This is a genomic window from Streptococcus sp. ALY_208 (assembly GCF_058314295.1).
Genome location: NZ_JBZFUI010000003.1, coordinates 64,964 through 83,659, shown reverse-complemented (window position 1 = coordinate 83,659; position 18,696 = coordinate 64,964). Strand labels below are relative to the sequence as shown.

The following is an 18,696-nucleotide window of genomic DNA, read 5'->3' as shown; positions in this document are numbered from 1 at the left end:
CATTCGATAAATAAGGAGATCTTCTGATGAAACATATCTTTACAGTCTGGAATCGTACCAGTCTGCTCAAGCGCATCGCTATCGGTGTCCTGCTAGGTGCTATTCTAGGGATTGTTGCCCGTAAGGCTACGATTATTGGACTTTTAGGTGAGCTATTTGTAGGTGGACTTAAAGCGGTAGCACCGCTCTTAGTGTTTGCCCTCGTGGCCAATGCTTTATCGCAAACACGCGAGGGTCAAAAGTCCAATATGTTGACTATTGTCTTACTCTACCTATTTGGGACCTTTGCAGCGGCCTTGAGCGCCGTTGTTTCCCATTATATCTTTCCTATCACTATCCCTCTTTCAGAGCAGGCAGCGAAAGCTGCCTCCGACGTAGCTCAGTCGCCTAAGGGCATTGGCTCTGTTTTTCAGTCCCTTCTTTTAAATATGGTAGACAATCCAATCAATGCCATTGCCCAAGCAAACTATATCGGTGTTTTAGTTTGGGCTGTTGTCTTTGGATTTGCCATGCGTACAGCCAGTGAGCACACCAAGGATTTGCTCAATACCATGGCTGAAACAACCAGTCAGGTGGTGCGGTGGATCATTAACTTAGCCCCCTTTGGTATCCTCGGTTTAGTTTTTAAGGCCATCGCTGAAAATGGTGTCGGAATCCTCTCCAAGTACGGCGTTTTGATCCTAGTCCTGGTTGGTACTATGATCTTTGTAGCCTTGGTAGTCAATCCTTTAATTGGATTTGTCATGATGGGACGAAATCCCTATCCTTTGGTTCTGCGCTGCCTGCGTGAGTCTGGGATTACAGCCTTTTTCACACGCTCATCTGCGGCTAACATTCCTGTAAATATGAAGCTCTGTGAGGACCTAGGCCTAGACCCAGATACCTATTCAGTGTCTATTCCGCTAGGATCTACAGTTAATATGGCGGGTGCAGCTATCACTATCAATATCTTGACACTGGCTGCTACAACCACCCTTGGTATCCATGTTGACTTTCTGACAGCCCTTCTTCTCAGCGTTGTCGCAGCAATTTCAGCCTGTGGTGCTTCTGGAGTGGCTGGGGGATCCTTGCTCTTAATCCCAGTAGCCTGTAGCTTATTTGGGATTGATAATGATACAGCCATGCAAGTTGTGGGAGCTGGTTTTATCGTTGGTGTTATCCAAGACTCGTGTGAAACAGCCCTTAATTCGTCAACAGATGTTTACTTTACAGCAGTGGCTGAATACTCTTCTTGGAAGAAAAAAGCTGCTTAAACTATAAAAAAGAGGCTGAGACAAAAGTTCTCAGCCTTATTTATATGGTCAATTTTATTTGATACGTTTCAGAGCATCATATTTTTCAAAGGTATCAGAACCAGTGACAGCAATCAGAATAGCCTGATCTGTAAAAGTAGTATCAGGTGATAGATCTGTTTGCAAATCCCCCTTGGGATTGAGGCGATAACCGATGACATTGAGGTCGTATTTTTGGCGAAGATTGAGCTGGCTAAGAGAATGATTCTTCCAGGATTGAGGCAGTGTGAACTCTAGCAGGCGTAAACCATCCTCTATATAAAAGATATTTTGGATATGCTCACGCATCAGATTAGCGGCTAAACGCAGGCCTGTTTCTCGTTCAGGTGAGATGACCTGATCTGCCCCTATTTCATGCAGAACCTCCTCAAAAGTACTACTTTTAGCTTTGGCAACAATATAAGGAACCTGCAATTTTTTACAGTGCATAAGAGCTAATACTGAACTTTCCAAATGATTACCTGTAGCGATAATAACCTTCTGGCACTCTGCAATACCTGCATTCTTGAGGGTGTCAAGATCAGTGATATCGCCGATAATAGCCTTGCTAACCTTATCAGCTAAAGGTTCGACATGCTCAGGATTGTTATCAATAGCGATGACTTCTTGACCAGATGCCGCTAATTTTTCAGCAGCAGTGGAGCCAAAGATACCTAGACCCAAGACTCCAATGATGTGTTGTGACATAGCGTCCTCCTTATCCTAATGTGAGATCTGTTTTAGCGTAGTTAATGGTTGTCATAGTCTTTTGACGTAAGCTGAGAAGAACAGTGATCGGACCGACACGTCCAATAAACATCAAGGCCATGATGACCCAACGTCCCCCTGCTGAGAGATGACTAGTAATATCCATAGAGACTCCCACAGTAGCTAAGGCACTGCAGACTTCAAAGAGTAAGCGAAAGGGTGAGAGATCAGGCTCCAGCTCTAACAGGACAACATAGGCACTTAGTAAAACCCCCAAGAAAGCCACCAAGATAGTCATAGCCTGCTTGATGAGCTGGGTTGAGAGGGTTCGATGATAAACACTGACCTTGCTCTGTCCCAAAAATTCTGCCCGAATCACTAAAAAGACGATAGCTGTGACAATCAGCTTTATCCCTCCAGCCGTACCGCCGGGAGCTCCACCGATCAGCATTTGAATCATAAAGAGAACATTGGAAGAATGTCCAGCTTGCGTGTAGTCAATCGTAGCAAAGCCAGCTGTCCGTATGGTTACAGTCTGAAAGAAGCTGACCAAGACTTGCTGGCTCCCCTTGAGATTAGCTATAGTTGCTGGATTATCCCTTTCGAGTACCCAAGCCAAAAGACTTCCTCCTAGGAGAATTACAGCTGTCATGGCTAAGACCAGGCGGGTCTGGACGCTTAGTTTTCTCAGAGCTACTTTAAGCTGACGAGGTTTTTGAGAGAGATAGCCTTTTGTCAAGTCGATCAAGGCCATCCAATTCTGAAAGCCAAAACCTCCAGCAAAGATAGCAAAAGCAACTGCTAGATTGATGACCCAGTTGAGCTTATAATTGATGAGACTGCTGTTGCCTAGGTTATCAAAGCCAGCATTACAAAAGGCAGAGATGGCTAAAAAGAGGCTGTTGAAGATCCCGTGTCCTAGACCAAAGCGTGGAATAAAATCAACCATTAGTGTCAAAGCTACCAAGGCTTCTAAGCTAAAAGTGATTTTATAAATTCGAAAGAGATGCTCCTTCAGATCAGCATTTGAGTTATTACCTATAGAGGATTGGAGGAGCTCCTGATCTCTAAGCGAGAGCTTGAGGTTGATACTATAGTAACCCACTGCAATCAAACTCACCAGACCAAGTCCACCGATCTGCATCAGTAGCATGACTAGGAGCTGACCAAGTCCATTGTAGACTTCTCCGACAGCAAAGACAGATAAGCCCGTGACACAGACCATAGAGACCGTATTAAAGAGATGATCTAAATAACTAGTACTAGGAGCTTGGTCATAATGCATGATTGGCAAGGACAAAAGAAGACTACCGATTAGAATGACAGCCAGAAAACTCAAACTAATCATCTGAACGATAGAAAGGTGTCTGAAAAACTTAGTCATGACCTGGCTCCTTAGAGTGGTTTTTTATTAGGCATACCAGCACGGCGTGGGTATTTATTGGGAGTTTCCTTTTTCTTTTCAACCACCGTGATAGTACGCTTGTCCCCGTTTGGCAGTTGATAAGTGCTATTGTCAAGTACTTGGCTAAATAAGGCTGAAAGAGCTGTCTTAGCCTGGCTGACTTCTTCATCAGCAGCTGCCGCCTTGAGAGCGATTAACTGCCCCTTGACCTTGAGAAAGGGAATGGTCAACTCAAGTAGAACCTGCAAGCGAGCAACAGCGCGAGCAGTAACCAAGTCATACTGAGCACGAAAGATTTTGTCTTTCCCGAAGTCCTCAGCGCGTCCATGGTAGAAGTGGACACCTGATAAGTCCAATTCCTCAGCTAATGTCTTAAGGAAGGTGATACGCTTGTTGAGCGAGTCAATAATGGTCACTTCAATCTCTGGACAAAGAATTTTCATAGGCAGACTGGGAAAGCCGGCACCAGCTCCTATATCTAATAACTTAATGGAAGAATTGCTGATACGTCCTTGAAGCACCGGTGCTAGTGAATCATAGAAATGCTTGAGATAGACCTCTTCCTCATCAGTAATGGCAGTGAGGTTGATCTTTTCATTCCACTCAATGAGTAGGTGAAAATAGCGGTTAAACTGCTCTTTTTGATGGTCGGTAATATCAAAGCCATCCTCAGCTAGACGCTGATAGAATTCTTGGGGAGTCATAATTTTACCTTTCTTATATCGTGATCGATCTCTCTTATTCTATCATTTTTTTAAAAGACATGATATCTTTCTAACCCTAGATGATACTAGCGGTAAGAAAGGGATAAATAGCACTAAAAAACTTTATATTACTACTTAGCATGGTATAATGAGAGGAATAGGGAAACAACTATAATTACCCTTATGGAGGAAAACACATGATACCATGGATTATTTTAATCATTCTTATTGTTCTCGTTATTTTTGCTGTCATTAGTTACAATGGCTTAGTACGTCTGCGCATGCAGACCAAAGAATCTTGGAGTCAAATTGATGTTCAACTCAAGCGTCGTAATGACCTGATTCCCAATCTTATTGAAACAGTGAAGGGCTACACAGCTTATGAAGAAAAGACCCTCACTCAGATTTCTGAATTGCGCACCCAGGTAGCTAAGGCTCAAACACCAGCAGAAGCCATGCAGGCCAGTGATGCCCTGACAAGACAAGTTTCTGGCATCTTTGCAGTGGCAGAAAACTATCCAGATCTAAAAGCTAACACGAGCTTTGTCTCTCTTCAAGAAGAGCTAGCCAACACAGAAAATAAGATTTCTTACTCACGTCAGCTGTTTAATTCAACAACCGCTAATTACAATACCAAGTTGGAAACCTTCCCTAGCAGTATCATTGGGAAACTCTTTAACTTTAAACCCTCACAATTTCTTGAAACAGCCGAGGAAGAAAAAGCTGTGCCAAAAGTTGATTTTAATTGAGGTCTAGCCTATGCTCTATCAACAAATCGCCTCAAATAAACGCCGCACTTATCTATTGCTGCTCCTATTTTTTAGTCTATTGAGCCTGATTGGTGCAGCAGCGGGTTATCTCTGGCTAGGCTCCAGCTATGGCGGTGCCATAATTGCTTTTGTGATCGGCTTGATCTATGCGGCTTCTATGATTTTTCAATCTACCAATGTGGTCATGTCCATGAATGGTGCCAGAGAGATTAGTCCCAAGGATTACCCAGATTATTATCATATCGTAGAGGATATGGCGCTCGTTGCACAAGTCCCCATGCCCAGAGTATTTGTTATCCAGGATCCATCTTTAAACGCCTTTGCGACAGGCTCATCACCAGATAATGCTGCCGTTGCTGCAACGACAGGTATTCTGGCAGCCTTGAATCGTGAGGAGTTGGAGGGAGTGATCGGTCATGAAATCAGCCATATTCGCAATTATGATATCAGGATTTCAACCATCGCAGTGGCGCTAGCCAGTGCGATTACCCTGATCTCAAGTATTGGAACGCGTATGCTTTGGTGGGGTGGTGGCACCTCTCGTCGCTCTAACGACAATAATAACAATAGCGGTAGCCTCGGTGCCTTGATGCTGGTCTTTTCATTAGTAGCGCTGATTTTAGCCCCTCTAGCAGCCAGTTTAGTTCAGTTGGCGATTTCCCGCCAGCGTGAATACTTGGCAGATGCCAGTTCAGTTGAATTGACCAGAAATCCCCAAGGCTTGATCAATGCCTTGCGCAAATTAGACCAATCCCAGCCCATGAGCCATCAAGTTGATGATGCTAGTGCTGCTCTCTATATCAGTGACCCTAAGAAAAAAAGAGGGATGCAGGCATTATTCTTTACTCACCCACCGATAGAAGACAGAATTGCCCGCCTGCAAAAATCATAATCTTTACAGCAGTATGTCGATTTAGAGAAACTTGCTGACATGTAAAGAAATTGCAAACTATTTCTGTTATATTAAAGGGCAATAGCGCTGGATCCAATCAACCCAGATTTAAAATACAGGGATTACTTGATTGTTAAGGAGAAGACATGTTTTATACGACGGAATTAAAAAAGAACCCAGATGGGATTCACTTCGATGAACAGCTTGCTATCGAAGAGGAGTTGAAAAGGCGAAATTCGGACATCTCGGCAGTGAGAGATGTAGTAGCTAAGGGATTGGTCAATTATGATGACGGCCTTTTCTTGCTAAACTATGACCTCTCCTATACACTGACTCTCCCGTCAAGCCGCTCTATGACACCAGTAGAGTTAGCGATGTCCTTTTTTGTATCAGAAGTGTTTATTGAAGGTTCAGATGTCGCCTCCAAGCAAGAATTAGTCGATGATGATCTGGTCTTAATACTAGAGTCAGATGAGATTGATTTAGCTGAGAGCGTTATGGATAATATTCTTTTGAATATTCCTCTCAAGGTATTAACAGATGAGGAAGCTGCAAGTGATACGCTCCCTTCCGGACAGGATTGGACAGTATTGACCGAATCGCAGTACCAATCCCTTCAGGAAGAGAAAAAGGCAGCAAGCAATCCCTTTGCAAGTTTGGATGGCTTGTTCAATGATGAATAGATTTAGGATTTATAAATGGTGTGGAAGTGTTATCATTAGACATTTCCGCTTTTAACCATAGATTAGGAGATTATGAAATGGAGGTTGACGATGGCTAAGAGAATCCTTATGATTGAAAACGAGAGGCCAGTCTCTCGTTTAGTATCGCTGAAGCTACAAGAAAAGGGCTACCAAGTAAAAACGAGTCAGGCTAGCCAAGATGGGCTAACGACAGCTTTTAACAAGGGTGTTGAACTGATCTTTATTGATCACAATCTCTTGGATGATCAAACTTTTGGACAGCTTAATCAGCTAAAAAAAGAGCGAAGGATAGCCATCGTGATCTTGGTAGACAGAGATGGTTTATCCAGTCTGCCCAAGCAGGTAGAATCTCTGTCTGATGGGCTCTTAGTTAAGCCATTTACTGTCGAAGAGGTATTAGCCCTTGTTGAGGAACTTTTATCCCAAAGGGTCCCTCAACAATCGCATGCTGTCTCCTCCTATCGTGATTTGATTCTAGATGAATCCAACCGTGCTGTTATTCGTCGAGGAGAATCGATTCCCTTGACAAACCGTGAGTATACCCTCTTATCCACCCTGCTAAAAAACCGTAATACCGTTATGGGACGTGAAGAACTATTGGATATCGTATGGGGCCAAAGTGAGGGCACCGTTGAAACCAATGTTGTCGATGTCTACATTCGCTATATTCGTGGAAAGATCGACATTCCAGGAGAGGAATCCTATATCCAAACGGTTCGCAGTAGAGGGTATGTCATAAAAGGATGAAAAAGTCCTTCAATACGAGCTTGACCTGAGTGTCCAGCTTTTTTTATACCCTAAATTATGGTACAATAAGCTACCAGAAAAGAAGATAGGATGGGGATTGTATGCGTTGTCCCAAATGTAATCATAATAAATCCAGTGTTATAGACAGTCGTCAGGCAGATGATGGTCAAACAATTCGACGACGTCGTGAGTGCGATAACTGTGGTGCTCGCTTCACAACGTTTGAGCGTATTGAGGAGATGCCACTCCTAGTGGTCAAAAAAGATGGTACCAGAGAGCAATTTTCCAGAGATAAGATTCTCAATGGCATCATCCAAAGTGCCCAAAAACGCCCGGTCTCAAGTGATGATATCGAAAAAGTTATCAGCCGAATTGAGCAAAAGATCCGCAGTGCATATGACAGCGAGGTATCCAGTGAAGTCGTCGGAAACTTAGTGATGGATGAGTTGGCGGATCTTGACGAAATCACTTACGTACGCTTTGCCAGCGTCTATCGTAGTTTCAAGGATGTCGATGAGATTGAGGATCTCCTACAAGAGATTACCAGTCGTGTTCGTAGCCGCAATAAAAATAAAGGATAAGCATGAAACCGATTGATGATTTTTCTTTTTTAAAGAATAATCAAGTCAGCCGAGATATGACCAACTTGATTCGTCTCTACCTGCCTATTGTGGGGAGTGATGCAGTGATAGTCTATCAGTATCTGACTAGTTTTTATGATGATGGCAAGAGGCGCCATAAAATTTCAGATATTTTAAATCATACTCTTTTTGATCTGCCGCGTTTTGAGAAAGCTCTGGCTATTTTGACTGGGATGGATTTGGTGACCTTGTATAAGGATTTAGACCACTACCTTATTAAGCTCAAGGAGCCCTTGTCTGCTGATCAATTTCTATCTCATGCTGTCTACCGCAGATTGTTAGCTAGCCATATTGGGGATCTAGCTGTTTCAGAGCTTCTTCCCGAGGACTTAGCTCAAAGAGACCTTCAGGATCTTTCTAAGAAATTCTCAGAAGTCTTCTCTGACAAGGGAGATATTGACCTCCAGCCCACACGCATGAAAAATGATTTTGATCTGGAGAGTTTCAAGCAGCGCATGCTGGCAGACGGCCTCAGCTTTAACCAAGAAAAGCAGGATGTTATTGCACTGTATAACCTATCTGAACGCTTTAAGTTAACCTGGTTTGATCTTTATCAGCTAGCCAAAGATACAGCCAGTCGGCATAAAATCATGCCAAAACGTATCCTGGCCAAGATTGAGCAGCCTCAAGAAGCGGCGCTATCAGATTTGACTCAGCAGGAACAAATCGTTCTAAAGGAAGCCCAAACAACATCGGCTGATCATTTCTTAGCCAAGATAAAACAAGGCCGGCAAGCCATGGTGGTGACCAGTGATGAGCGGAAAATTTTAGCGGAATTAGCTGAAATGAGCTTTTTAGATGAAGTGATCAATATCATGGTTCTCTATACTTTTAATAAAACCAAATCAGCCAATCTCAATCGTCGCTATATCATGAAGTTGGCCAATGACTTTTTGTATCAAAAGATCAAAACGGCCCAATCGGCTATCCTCAAAATGAGAGAGAATCAGTCTCAGTCCTCTGCTAGTGCTAGTAAGCAAAAACCTCAAAAGAAGGGCAGCAGTGTTCCTGAGTGGAGCAATCCAGATTTCAAGGAAGAGACCACACCAGAAGACCAGAAAAGACTGGACGATATGAAGCGTCAGATGTTAGCCAAATTAGGAAAGGGGGATGACTAGATGGAACCTGTAGGAAAAACTATAGCCGAACAAATGAGTGGTCGTATTAATCTTGATGAACTGACCAATCAGATTATGACGGATCCTATTATTGCAGCCTTTATCGCAGAACATCAGATGTCCCAAGAGCAAATCAAGCGCAGCTTACCGAAGTTTAACCAATATCTAGGTGAGCGCTTTAAGTATCAGACTGCAGATCAATCCTACAGTGCTAAAGGCTATGAGCCTATCCTTGTCATGAACGAGGGTTATGCGGATGTCTCTTATCGTGAGACCAAGGCCTTAAAGGAAGCACAAACTCAAAAAGCTATTGCAGATCGTATCCAGGTTGTCAGTCTGCCTAAATCCTATAAAACAATTACTTTTGAAGAAGTGGATTGGACTGGAAGTCGTGCCCAAGTACTAAAAGACTTAGTAGAATTTGTAGCCAATTATCCTGATCCCCAACAAAAGGGACTCTATATCTATGGTGATATGGGAATTGGTAAATCCTTCATGCTAGCAGCTATGGCTCACGAGCTATCGGAGAAAAAACAGGCTCAAACGACGCTGCTTCATTACCCTAGCTTTGTGATTGATATCAAAAATGCTATCACTAGCGGCAGTGTCAAAGATGAAATTGATGCTGTTAAGTCTGTACCAGTCCTTATATTAGATGATATTGGAGCGGAACAGACGACATCTTGGGTACGTGATGAGGTCTTGCAGGTTATCTTGCAGCATCGTATGCTTGAAGAATTACCAACCTTCTTTACGTCAAATTACAGCTTTGACGATCTAGAGGCTAAGATGGGAAATATCCGTGGAACAGACGAAAGTTGGCAGAGCAAGCGTGTGATGGAGCGGATACGCTATCTAGCAAAACCAGTCCATCTCCAAGGAGAAAACCGTCGCTAAATACAAAGTACAGATAGATTCAGAAAGGAAAGCAAATGGCTTTACCAACAGTTGCTATTGTAGGGCGTCCTAATGTTGGAAAATCGACCCTCTTTAACCGTATTGCCGGTGAGCGTATCTCTATTGTCGAGGATGTTGAAGGTGTCACACGTGACCGGATCTATACCAAGGCTGAGTGGCTCAATCGCCAGTTCAGCCTGATTGATACAGGAGGAATTGATGACGTAGATGCTCCTTTTATGGAGCAGATTAAGCACCAGGCTAATATCGCTATGACAGAGGCCGACGTTATTGTCTTTGTGGTCTCTGGTAAAGAAGGCGTGACGGATGCAGATGAGTATGTCGCAAAGATCCTCTACCGAACGCACAAACCTGTGATATTAGCAGTCAATAAAGTAGATAATCCAGAGATGCGCAGTGACATTTATGATTTCTACTCATTAGGACTTGGGGATCCCTATCCGGTATCCTCCACGCATGGTATTGGCACCGGTGATATTTTAGATGCTATTGTCAACAATCTTCCAACCGAAAAGGAAGAGGAAAATCCTGATATCATACGTTTTAGCCTGATTGGACGCCCTAATGTAGGAAAATCCAGTATTATCAATGCTATGCTAGGCGAAGAGCGGGTCATCGCCAGTCCTGTTGCTGGTACTACCCGTGATGCCATCGATACAGATTTCGTGGATAGCCAAGGCCAAGAGTACACCATGATTGATACAGCGGGCATGCGCAAGTCTGGTAAGGTTTATGAAAATACTGAAAAATACTCTGTCATGCGCTCTATGCGAGCTATCGATCGCTCAGATATCGTCCTTGTTGTGATTAATGCACAAGAGGGCATCCGTGAGTACGATAAGCGAATTGCAGGTTTTGCGCATGAAGCTGGGAAAGGAATTATCCTTGTCGTCAATAAATGGGACACCCTTGAAAAAGACAGCCACACTGTTAGTCAGTGGGAGGCTGATATCAGAGATAATTTTCAGTTTCTTTCCTATGCCCCAATCGTTTTTGTTTCGGCTAAGACCAAGCAGCGCTTGAACAAACTACCAGAGCTCATTAAGCGCATTAGTCAAAGTCAAAATACTCGCATTCCATCTGCAGTCCTCAATGATGTGATCATGGATGCCGTAGCCATCAATCCAACACCGACAGACAAGGGTCGTCGTCTTAAGATTTTTTATGCTACTCAGGTAGCTGTCAAGCCACCGACTTTTGTGATCTTTGTCAATGAAGAAGAACTCATGCACTTTTCTTATTTGCGCTTTTTAGAAAACCAAATCCGAGAATCTTTCGAATTTGAGGGGACACCGATCCACCTTATCGCACGCAAACGCAAGTAGTTTTGTAAGAGAAGGATATTCATTATATTTTAGTAAAAAGGGTCAGAAGCCTAACAAAGGCATCTGACCCTTTTTTACGAATGATAAGGAGAAAAAGTCGGGGCTTCCTTGATGGAAAAGCCCTCGTTTGCTATAGTAAAAGAAATAGTCGAGCAGATAAAGGAGACAATAATGACAACAGTTAAAGGACTCTTAGTTATGGATGTGGACTCCACTCTAATAGAAGAAGAGGTCATTGATTTATTAGGTCATGAAGCAGGGCTAGCAGATCAGGTGGCTCACATTACTGCGCGTGCCATGCAAGGCGAGTTGGATTTTAAGCAAGCTCTAGCAGAGCGTGTTGCTTGCCTGAAAGGGCTGCCACAAACTATTCTAGATAAGGTTTATACCCAGATCCATCTAACACCTGGCGCTAAAGCTTTGATTGAGGAAATGCATGAACGTGGTTATAAAATTGGTCTGGTTTCTGGAGGATTTCATGAGACGGTTGATCGTTTAGCCAAGGAACTGGGCATTGATTATGTTGAGGCCAATAGTCTAGAAGTTGTCCAAGGGAGGCTGACCGGTCGTACTCAGGGCACAATTGTAACGAAAGAGGTCAAACTGCAAAAACTTAAGGAATGGGCGGACAAGAATCATCTGTCCCTCTCCCAAACGATTGCAATGGGAGACGGTGCTAACGATCTCCCCATGATCCAAGCAGCAGGGATCGGGGTTGCTTTTTGTGCTAAACCGATTGTCCAACAGCAAGCAACCTACCATATTGAGGAGCGAAATCTCTACAAGCTAGTAGAGCTGATTGATCACATTAAAAAAGGATATGAGTAAGCCGTGCGAAAAAAGCATGATCCTAAATTTCCTTATTCTCTTACTGCTTAGGCTCAATCTCCAACTAATCCCTGTCGCTGCAATCTCAATGCCTAACGGCTAGATAGGCAGGTTACTGAGTAATCAATTTTTTTCATTATCGATTTCTGCTTCCTTGCTCTGATAACGATTATAGCTGGGTGTTTGAACAAAGGGGATAATAGGCAGTGGCTTATCAGGTAGTGAGGCTAGGCTTTTTTCTAGCCATTTCATGTCATACCAATGTCCAAACTTGTAACCAGACTGATTAAAGCTCCCGACAATTTTGTAGCCCAAATGTTCATGAAAGGCCAAACTGGTATTGTTGAGATAAGGGTCTTCCTCAGTTGTCGTTGCAATACAAGCCATGCTCTTTAGGATTCCCTGTTCTTGTAAAGCCTCTTCGATAGCTTGGTAGAGACGTTTACCTGTTCCCCTTCCCCTTGCATCTGGCGCTAGATAGATCGTAACCTCTGCTAACCATTGGTAGGCAGGACGGCGGTGAAAGGCAGAAGCGTAGGCATAGCCCAAAATATGATTCCCCTCTTGGGCGACCAAATAAGGATAAGTTTTAGAAATATTAGCGATGTTGAGCCGAAATATATCTAGGTCAGGTGAATGATAATCGAAAGTAATAGCAGTATTTTGCACATAAAAATTGTAAATTGCTAAAAGATCCTGAGCATCGCTTTCTTGAGCAAGGCGTATAGTGATTGCCATAATCTGTTCTCCTTGATAAGCAAAAAGGATAATACCTTAGTCGTAGTATAACATAAAGCCCCAAAAGACACTATTTTTGTGTGAACTCCGTATAGATTTGGTATAATCAAGGGATAAGTTATCTTAAAAGTAGATTGGAAATGTGATATGGTACGATTGATTCCTGGTCGGATACGCAACGAAGGAAATGCCTTATCTCAAGCGGGAAAGGTGACCATTTTATCAACAGTAGATAAAATTATTAAAGCCCAAGTAGATGGCTTAACCTTAACCTTTGACTTCGATGATGACCAGATGGACTGTAGCTGTGATCTCTTTAGGGAGAAGAATTATTGCCAGCACATTGCAGCTGTAGAGCATTATTTGAAAACGAGTCCTGAAGGCCAAGAGATCTTAGAAAAATTCAATAGTGAGGATCAATACCAAAAGCATCAAGAAAATCTCTTTTCCTTTGGGAACCTCTTTTTAGATGGTCTATCAATCAATGATGACGACAGCCTGAAATATCGCCTATCAGTAGTGGGCGAACAAGATGATTATCACGCAACCATCTGGTGGACATTCTATATCAATCGTCTTCCTGATAATAGACGTTATGTTATCAGAGACATCAAAAGTTTTTTAAAAATCATTGACCAAGAAGATCATTACCAAATTGGAAAAAATTACTTTGAATCGTTGTCTTATTTGAATTTTGATGAAGCAAGTCGAGAGGTTCTTGATTTTTTGAATCGTTTGATTCCTGACGAAGAGATCAGTCGTTTAGACTATCTCCTTCCTAGTAAGGCCAGATACCTTGCTCTTCCTGCAGGCTTCTTTGAGGAGGGCGTCCACCTCTTGCAGTCACTCTATGACTTTCAGGTCAACATCAACCAGCAAGAGTATAAATCTCTACAATTTAAGGAGCTGGAAGGTGAAGATGGCCTTTACACCTTTAAAGTAGAGGTTCATCAGCAATCGATTGAGTTAATTATTGTTGAGAAATTTCATCAGGATTTCTTTGAGCAAACCTACCTGCTCCACCGCAACACCTTTTACCATCTCAACCATAAGCAGATCAAGCTAGTAAAGGCACTAAAAACCTTGGTTATCGAGGCGGATCTTAATAAGCATGTTTACCTGGGTTTAGAGGATCAAGCCAAGCTGGCTGCCAGTCTCCTAGATTTCTCAGAAATTGGTTTAGTCCAAGCACCTAAAACCTTTCAAATTCGTGATTTTAAGCCACTATTTCAGTTAGACCTATCCGATAATGGTGACGTTCTTCTCAGGCTAACCTATGATTATAACGGCATTCAGGTATCAGATAAGTCTACCTTATCCAATCTGCCTTTTGCAAGTAATTTTAAGCACGAGGAACAAATTAGACGCCTTATAGAAAGCCAAGGTTTTACTGGCTATTTTAATGCTCGCCGTCAGCCTCTGGAAGGAATAGAGCTCTATCAATTTTTCACCCAAACCATTCCACGTCTGTCAAAATTTGGGGATGTTGAGCTGAGTCAGCGCCTAGAAGATCTCTACTTGACAGAGACGCCACAAGTCTCTGTAACGACTAGTGCAGGTTTATTGGATGTCTCCTTTGATTTCTCTAGTTTGGAAGAGGGAGATATCGACCAGGCTATGAACGCTCTGACACAAAATCAACCTTATTTTATCAATGCTAAAGGACGCTTAGTTGTTTTTGATGATGAAACCAAACGCATCAGCAAATCCCTAAAAGATCTTAGAGCTAAAGCAGCAGGTAGAGGGCATCTATCCTTATCAACCTTGTCGGCTTTTCAATTAACTGATACCCTTGAATCATTCAGTCGTGTCGATTTTTCGGAAGATTTCAAGCAATTAGCCCATGACTTGACCCACCCCCAAGATTTTGACATCAGTGGAGTCAGCGTCCAAGCAGAATTGAGGGATTACCAACTGACAGGGATTAAATGGATGTCTATGTTGGATCATTATGGCTTCGGTGGTATTTTAGCTGATGATATGGGACTGGGAAAAACCCTTCAAACCATTGCTTTTTTGAGTTCACGTCTGACAGGGCAATCAAGAGTTCTCGTCTTAGCTCCCTCTAGCTTGATTTATAACTGGAAAGATGAATTTACTAAGTTTGCTCCGCAGATAGATGTCGCTGTGGCCTATGGTCCTAAGGACGATCGTCTGGCAGATATTAATCAAGGGCATCAAGTCACTATCACCAGTTATGCCTCCTTTAGGCAGGATTTTGAGACCTATAAAGCCAGTCATTATGATTATTTGATCATGGACGAAGCCCAGGTGATGAAAAACACCCAAACCAAGATTGCTCAAAATCTACGGGAATTTGAAGTAGGTAACTGCATTGCCCTTTCTGGAACCCCCATCGAAAATAAGCTACTGGAAATATGGTCCATTTTCCAAATTGTACTTCCAGGACTTCTTCCTAATAAAAAAGCTTTTCTCAAGCTTGAACCAAAGGAAGTCGCCAAGCTGATCACTCCCTTTATTTTACGTCGTCGCAAAGAAGAAGTTCTTCCTGAGCTGCCAGATCTTATTGAGACGACTTATTACAATGAATTAGATGACCAGCAAAAAGCTATTTATCTGGCCCAGCTACGTCAGATGCAAGCCGATATTCAACAGGCGAGCGATAGTGAGTTAAACAGCCAGAAGATTCAAATTTTAGCTGGTATTACTCGACTGCGCCAAATCTGTGATACACCAGCTCTTTTTATGAATTATAAAGGTGAGAGTGGTAAAATTGATAGTCTAAGACAGCTCCTACTTCAGATCAAAGAGAGCGGCAATAGAACCTTGATCTTTTCACAGTTTAGAAATATGCTAGATATTGCTGAAAATCTATCTGAAGAACTAGGGTTGGGAACCTATAAGATTACAGGTTCGACACCATCCAAGGCACGTCAGGAAATGACCAAAGCTTACAATAATGGGAGCAAGGACGTTTTCCTGATTTCTCTAAAAGCAGGAGGTGTAGGCTTGAATCTTACCGGGGCAGACACGGTCATACTCATCGACCTCTGGTGGAATCCTGCGGTTGAGATGCAGGCGATCAGCCGAGCTCATAGGATCGGTCAACAGCAAAATGTTGAGGTCTTCCGATTGATTACTAGAGGAACTATAGAAGAGAAAATCTTAGAACTGCAAGAATCCAAGCGCAACCTTGTCACAACGGTTCTAGATGGTGACGAAAGCCGAGGCAACATGAGCATTGAAGAGATCAAGGAAATTTTAGGGATCAGTTCCTAATCATTTTGACATGCTCATGATTTAGGGTATAATAGAAGCGTTAGTGTCACGCTAAGGATTTGGCAGGAAAGGAGTGACTATGGTTAGAAAAAAACGACAGTTCCCCTTGGTAGCAGATGAAGAGTTAGTCATCTCCTCACCCCCAAGGATGGAGCTTTACGATAACAAAGATCTGATTAATAATATTCATGGAGATTATGCAGGTAAGACCTATCCTGAAAATCATGAGCTAATCAGCCAAGAACCAACAGCCACAGCCCAGGTGCCTAAGGCGTCCTCCATTAGTCAAAAGCCTGCAAAGACCGAAGAAAAATCTTATGCTGAGATTGTACGTGAGCAAGCCAAACAAGACCTCAAGCGTAAGCGTCAGACACAGATTGCTCAGGAAACTAAAATTCCGAGCAAACTCAGTTTTCAGCGGCGAAAAAATCAGCAGAACTCTGACTCCCAACTCCCGACTGCCTTTTTTAATGGACGTAAGGCCAATGCTAGACATAAAGAAGAGCTGCCGACTGATCGTTTGACGAGGCTCAGTCGCAAACTTCATCAGGAGAGTTATATTTTAGCAGAGATTCCCAAGGTCTATCATGAGCCTAGTAATCCATCTGCAAAAAAACATACAAAAAACAATTATGACTTCTTGAAACGAAGCCAAATCTACAATCAAAAAGAGACTCAAGAGCGCCGCAGTCATCAAATTGCTAAGGAGCTCAATTTGATGTTTGACAGTGAGTATTAGAAAAGAGATCGCATGACTAAAACTTATCATTTTATTGGTATTAAAGGATCAGGGATGAGTGCTTTGGCCTTGATGCTCCATCAAATGGGACACAAGGTGCAAGGCTCCGATGTGGACAAGTACTACTTTACACAAAGAGGGCTAGAACAAGCTGGTATCACGATCTTACCTTTTGATCAAGCCAATATCACTAGTGATGTCGAGCTGATTGCAGGGAATGCCTTTAGACAAGATAACAATATTGAAATAGCCTATGCTATGGAAAAGGGCTACAATTTTAAACGTTATCATGAATTCCTAGGTGAGTTTATGAATCAGTTTATCAGTCTTGGCGTGGCAGGTGCTCATGGTAAAACCTCGACCACAGGCCTGTTAGCTCACGTCTTGCGTAACATCACAGATACCTCTTACTTAATTGGTGATGGTACAGGACGTGGTTCCGCCAATAGTCAGTACTTTGTTTTTGAGTCTGATGAGTATGAGCGCCACTTTATGCCTTATCATCCAGCCTACTCTATTATTACTAATATTGACTTTGACCATCCTGACTATTTCACTTCTATTGATGATGTATTCAGTGCTTTCAATGATTATGCTAAGCAGGTTCAAAAAGGTCTCTTTGTTTATGGTGAAGATCCCTACCTAAGAAAAATTACGGCCAAGGCCCCTATCTATTACTATGGCTTTGAGGATACGGATGACTTTGTCGCCTATGATATTGTTCGTACGACCAATGGCTCTGATTTCAAGGTTAAGCATAATAATGAAGAGCTAGGTAGTTTCCATGTACCTGCCTTCGGCCGCCACAACATCTTAAATGCGACAGCAGTTATTGCTAATCTTTACGTGGCAGGCTTTAATATGAACCTGGTCGCTGAGCATCTCCGAAGTTTTAACGGTGTTAAACGTCGCTTCACGGAAAAAATTATTAATGATACAACTATCATCGATGACTTTGCTCACCATCCAACTGAGATTATCGCAACCTTGGATGCTGCTCGTCAAAAGTATCCTTCCAAGGAAATTGTCGCTATTTTCCAGCCCCATACCTTTACCCGTACCATTGCCTTACTCGATGAGTTTGCAGACGCTCTCAATGAGGCAGATAGCGTCTATCTAGCTCAAATTTACGGCTCAGCCCGTGAGAGTGACAAGGGTGATGTTAAGGTTGAAGATTTGGCTGACAAAATCAAGAAACCTGCCAAGGTTGTTACCGTAGACAATGTATCACCGCTGCTAGATCATAATAACGCTGTCTACGTATTTATGGGAGCTGGGGATATTCAACTATACGAACGCTCCTTTGAAGAACTGATTGCAAATCTAGCCAAAAATACCCAATGATAAATAGGGCGAGTGGATATCCACTCGCTTTTATCAAGACTAGAAAGGAGAATGATCTTATGCTAAGCATCAGACAGGTAGATAGTGATGATTTAGGAGAAATAATTGATATCGAAATGGCTAATTTTTCTGACCAAGAAGCGGCAAGCCCCCAAGTGCTGGCTCAGCGTATGAAGTACCTCCCAGATACCTTTTTAGTGGCTGAGCAATCCGGTCGACTTGCTGCCTATATCGTAGGTCCGGTTGGGCAAGAACGCTACTTAGACGATCAAATATTTACCCAAGTGACTTCTAATCCCAAGACAGGTGGCTATATCCAAGTTCAATCTCTGTCAGTAGCACCGTCCTACCAAGGCCAAGGTCTGGGGACAGCTTTACTCGCAGCTATGAAAGATTTGGCTGTTGCTAAAGGGCGTTTAGGCATTACCTTAACCTGTCATGCAGACTTGATTGCTTATTATGAGGCAAATGGCTTTAGTGATGAGGGAGAATCTGATTCGACACATGGTGATCAAAAATGGTTCAACATGGTCTGGGACAACCCGCATTTAAAGGCTTAGCCGCCAAGATTTGCATTTGTCATTAAATTTAGATATAATGGCGA

Annotated in this window: 18 protein-coding genes; 14 read left to right on the top strand and 4 right to left on the bottom strand. The window is 42.7% G+C overall.

Annotated elements, in window-relative coordinates; translation table 11 throughout:
- Window positions 1-26 precede the first annotated feature (26 nt).
- On the top strand, window positions 27-1,253 hold the full coding sequence (gene sstT / locus AC4HAI_RS03915; protein WP_491078820.1) for a serine/threonine transporter SstT: 1,227 nt from the start codon (window positions 27-29) through the stop codon (window positions 1,251-1,253).
- Between the two features lie 54 nt (window positions 1,254-1,307).
- Here the strand turns inward: sstT and AC4HAI_RS03910 are convergent, their stop codons facing one another.
- The 3 genes from AC4HAI_RS03910 to rsmG are packed head-to-tail and all read right to left on the bottom strand — an operon-like array spanning window position 1,308 to window position 4,088.
- Window positions 1,308-1,979 carry a potassium channel family protein gene (locus AC4HAI_RS03910; protein WP_491078821.1) on the bottom strand — a complete coding sequence of 224 codons (672 nt, stop codon included), beginning with the start codon at window positions 1,977-1,979 and terminating at the stop codon, window positions 1,308-1,310.
- A gap of 10 nt (window positions 1,980-1,989) precedes the next feature.
- Window positions 1,990-3,363: a TrkH family potassium uptake protein gene (locus tag AC4HAI_RS03905; protein WP_491110520.1), complete on the bottom strand. Its 1,374-nt coding sequence runs from the start codon at window positions 3,361-3,363 to the stop codon at window positions 1,990-1,992.
- A gap of 11 nt (window positions 3,364-3,374) precedes the next feature.
- Window positions 3,375-4,088: a 16S rRNA (guanine(527)-N(7))-methyltransferase RsmG gene (gene rsmG, locus AC4HAI_RS03900; RefSeq protein WP_491110519.1), complete on the bottom strand. Its 714-nt coding sequence runs from the start codon at window positions 4,086-4,088 to the stop codon at window positions 3,375-3,377.
- 197 nt (window positions 4,089-4,285) lie between these two features.
- On the opposite strand from rsmG, the gene AC4HAI_RS03895 reads away from it, so the two are divergent.
- From AC4HAI_RS03895 to serB, 9 genes are all read left to right on the top strand, one after another.
- Window positions 4,286-4,837, top strand: coding sequence for a LemA family protein (locus AC4HAI_RS03895; RefSeq protein WP_491078824.1), 552 nt, complete (start codon window positions 4,286-4,288; stop codon window positions 4,835-4,837).
- Window positions 4,838-4,847: 10 nt separating this feature from the next.
- The gene (gene htpX / locus AC4HAI_RS03890; RefSeq protein ID WP_491078825.1) at window positions 4,848-5,750 is read left to right on the top strand and encodes a zinc metalloprotease HtpX; all 903 of its coding nucleotides are present in this window, start codon (window positions 4,848-4,850) and stop codon (window positions 5,748-5,750) included.
- A 146-nt stretch (window positions 5,751-5,896) separates the two neighbouring features.
- On the top strand, window positions 5,897-6,433 hold the full coding sequence (locus AC4HAI_RS03885; RefSeq protein WP_491110516.1) for a YceD family protein: 537 nt from the start codon (window positions 5,897-5,899) through the stop codon (window positions 6,431-6,433).
- Window positions 6,434-6,523: 90 nt separating this feature from the next.
- Window positions 6,524-7,201 carry a response regulator transcription factor gene (locus AC4HAI_RS03880; protein ID WP_491110514.1) on the top strand — a complete coding sequence of 226 codons (678 nt, stop codon included), beginning with the start codon at window positions 6,524-6,526 and terminating at the stop codon, window positions 7,199-7,201.
- Window positions 7,202-7,302: 101 nt separating this feature from the next.
- On the top strand, window positions 7,303-7,782 hold the full coding sequence (gene nrdR / locus AC4HAI_RS03875; protein ID WP_491078828.1) for a transcriptional regulator NrdR: 480 nt from the start codon (window positions 7,303-7,305) through the stop codon (window positions 7,780-7,782).
- A gap of 2 nt (window positions 7,783-7,784) precedes the next feature.
- Window positions 7,785-8,960, top strand: a complete 1,176-nt coding sequence (locus AC4HAI_RS03870; RefSeq protein ID WP_491110512.1) for a DnaD domain protein — start codon at window positions 7,785-7,787, stop codon at window positions 8,958-8,960.
- Window positions 8,961-9,857 carry a primosomal protein DnaI gene (gene dnaI, locus AC4HAI_RS03865; RefSeq protein ID WP_491110511.1) on the top strand — a complete coding sequence of 299 codons (897 nt, stop codon included), beginning with the start codon at window positions 8,961-8,963 and terminating at the stop codon, window positions 9,855-9,857.
- A 35-nt stretch (window positions 9,858-9,892) separates the two neighbouring features.
- Entirely contained in the window at window positions 9,893-11,203 is a 1,311-nt protein-coding gene (gene der / locus AC4HAI_RS03860) for a ribosome biogenesis GTPase Der (RefSeq protein ID WP_491110509.1), read from the top strand.
- 171 nt (window positions 11,204-11,374) lie between these two features.
- On the top strand, window positions 11,375-12,031 hold the full coding sequence (gene serB, locus AC4HAI_RS03855; protein WP_491110507.1) for a phosphoserine phosphatase SerB: 657 nt from the start codon (window positions 11,375-11,377) through the stop codon (window positions 12,029-12,031).
- A gap of 123 nt (window positions 12,032-12,154) precedes the next feature.
- Here serB and AC4HAI_RS03850 read toward each other — a convergent pair whose 3' ends face one another.
- The gene (locus AC4HAI_RS03850; protein ID WP_491110505.1) at window positions 12,155-12,769 is read right to left on the bottom strand and encodes a GNAT family N-acetyltransferase; all 615 of its coding nucleotides are present in this window, start codon (window positions 12,767-12,769) and stop codon (window positions 12,155-12,157) included.
- Between the two features lie 147 nt (window positions 12,770-12,916).
- Here AC4HAI_RS03850 and AC4HAI_RS03845 point away from each other — a divergent pair, with 147 nt between their 5' ends.
- The 4 genes from AC4HAI_RS03845 to AC4HAI_RS03830 all read left to right on the top strand — a co-directional run bounded on the left by AC4HAI_RS03845 (window position 12,917) and on the right by AC4HAI_RS03830 (window position 18,652).
- Complete coding sequence (locus AC4HAI_RS03845; protein WP_491078834.1) at window positions 12,917-16,009, top strand: pilus expression-regulating Snf2 family helicase; 3,093 nt, start codon at window positions 12,917-12,919, stop codon at window positions 16,007-16,009.
- A 79-nt stretch (window positions 16,010-16,088) separates the two neighbouring features.
- Window positions 16,089-16,748: a divisome accessory protein ZapJ gene (gene zapJ / locus AC4HAI_RS03840; protein ID WP_491110503.1), complete on the top strand. Its 660-nt coding sequence runs from the start codon at window positions 16,089-16,091 to the stop codon at window positions 16,746-16,748.
- Between the two features lie 12 nt (window positions 16,749-16,760).
- Complete coding sequence (gene murC / locus AC4HAI_RS03835) at window positions 16,761-18,092, top strand: UDP-N-acetylmuramate--L-alanine ligase (RefSeq protein ID WP_491110501.1); 1,332 nt, start codon at window positions 16,761-16,763, stop codon at window positions 18,090-18,092.
- Between the two features lie 59 nt (window positions 18,093-18,151).
- On the top strand, window positions 18,152-18,652 hold the full coding sequence (locus AC4HAI_RS03830; protein ID WP_491110500.1) for a GNAT family N-acetyltransferase: 501 nt from the start codon (window positions 18,152-18,154) through the stop codon (window positions 18,650-18,652).
- Window positions 18,653-18,696 lie beyond the last annotated feature (44 nt).

Coding starts and splice junctions, on each gene's coding strand:
- sstT (WP_491078820.1), top strand. CDS start 27: ATGAAACATATCTTTACAGTCTGGAATCGTACCAGTCTGCTCAAGCGC.
- AC4HAI_RS03910 (WP_491078821.1), bottom strand. CDS start 1,979: ATGTCACAACACATCATTGGAGTCTTGGGTCTAGGTATCTTTGGCTCC.
- AC4HAI_RS03905 (WP_491110520.1), bottom strand. CDS start 3,363: ATGACTAAGTTTTTCAGACACCTTTCTATCGTTCAGATGATTAGTTTG.
- rsmG (WP_491110519.1), bottom strand. CDS start 4,088: ATGACTCCCCAAGAATTCTATCAGCGTCTAGCTGAGGATGGCTTTGAT.
- AC4HAI_RS03895 (WP_491078824.1), top strand. CDS start 4,286: ATGATACCATGGATTATTTTAATCATTCTTATTGTTCTCGTTATTTTT.
- htpX (WP_491078825.1), top strand. CDS start 4,848: ATGCTCTATCAACAAATCGCCTCAAATAAACGCCGCACTTATCTATTG.
- AC4HAI_RS03885 (WP_491110516.1), top strand. CDS start 5,897: ATGTTTTATACGACGGAATTAAAAAAGAACCCAGATGGGATTCACTTC.
- AC4HAI_RS03880 (WP_491110514.1), top strand. CDS start 6,524: ATGGCTAAGAGAATCCTTATGATTGAAAACGAGAGGCCAGTCTCTCGT.
- nrdR (WP_491078828.1), top strand. CDS start 7,303: ATGCGTTGTCCCAAATGTAATCATAATAAATCCAGTGTTATAGACAGT.
- AC4HAI_RS03870 (WP_491110512.1), top strand. CDS start 7,785: ATGAAACCGATTGATGATTTTTCTTTTTTAAAGAATAATCAAGTCAGC.
- dnaI (WP_491110511.1), top strand. CDS start 8,961: ATGGAACCTGTAGGAAAAACTATAGCCGAACAAATGAGTGGTCGTATT.
- der (WP_491110509.1), top strand. CDS start 9,893: ATGGCTTTACCAACAGTTGCTATTGTAGGGCGTCCTAATGTTGGAAAA.
- serB (WP_491110507.1), top strand. CDS start 11,375: ATGACAACAGTTAAAGGACTCTTAGTTATGGATGTGGACTCCACTCTA.
- AC4HAI_RS03850 (WP_491110505.1), bottom strand. CDS start 12,769: ATGGCAATCACTATACGCCTTGCTCAAGAAAGCGATGCTCAGGATCTT.
- AC4HAI_RS03845 (WP_491078834.1), top strand. CDS start 12,917: ATGGTACGATTGATTCCTGGTCGGATACGCAACGAAGGAAATGCCTTA.
- zapJ (WP_491110503.1), top strand. CDS start 16,089: ATGGTTAGAAAAAAACGACAGTTCCCCTTGGTAGCAGATGAAGAGTTA.
- murC (WP_491110501.1), top strand. CDS start 16,761: ATGACTAAAACTTATCATTTTATTGGTATTAAAGGATCAGGGATGAGT.
- AC4HAI_RS03830 (WP_491110500.1), top strand. CDS start 18,152: ATGCTAAGCATCAGACAGGTAGATAGTGATGATTTAGGAGAAATAATT.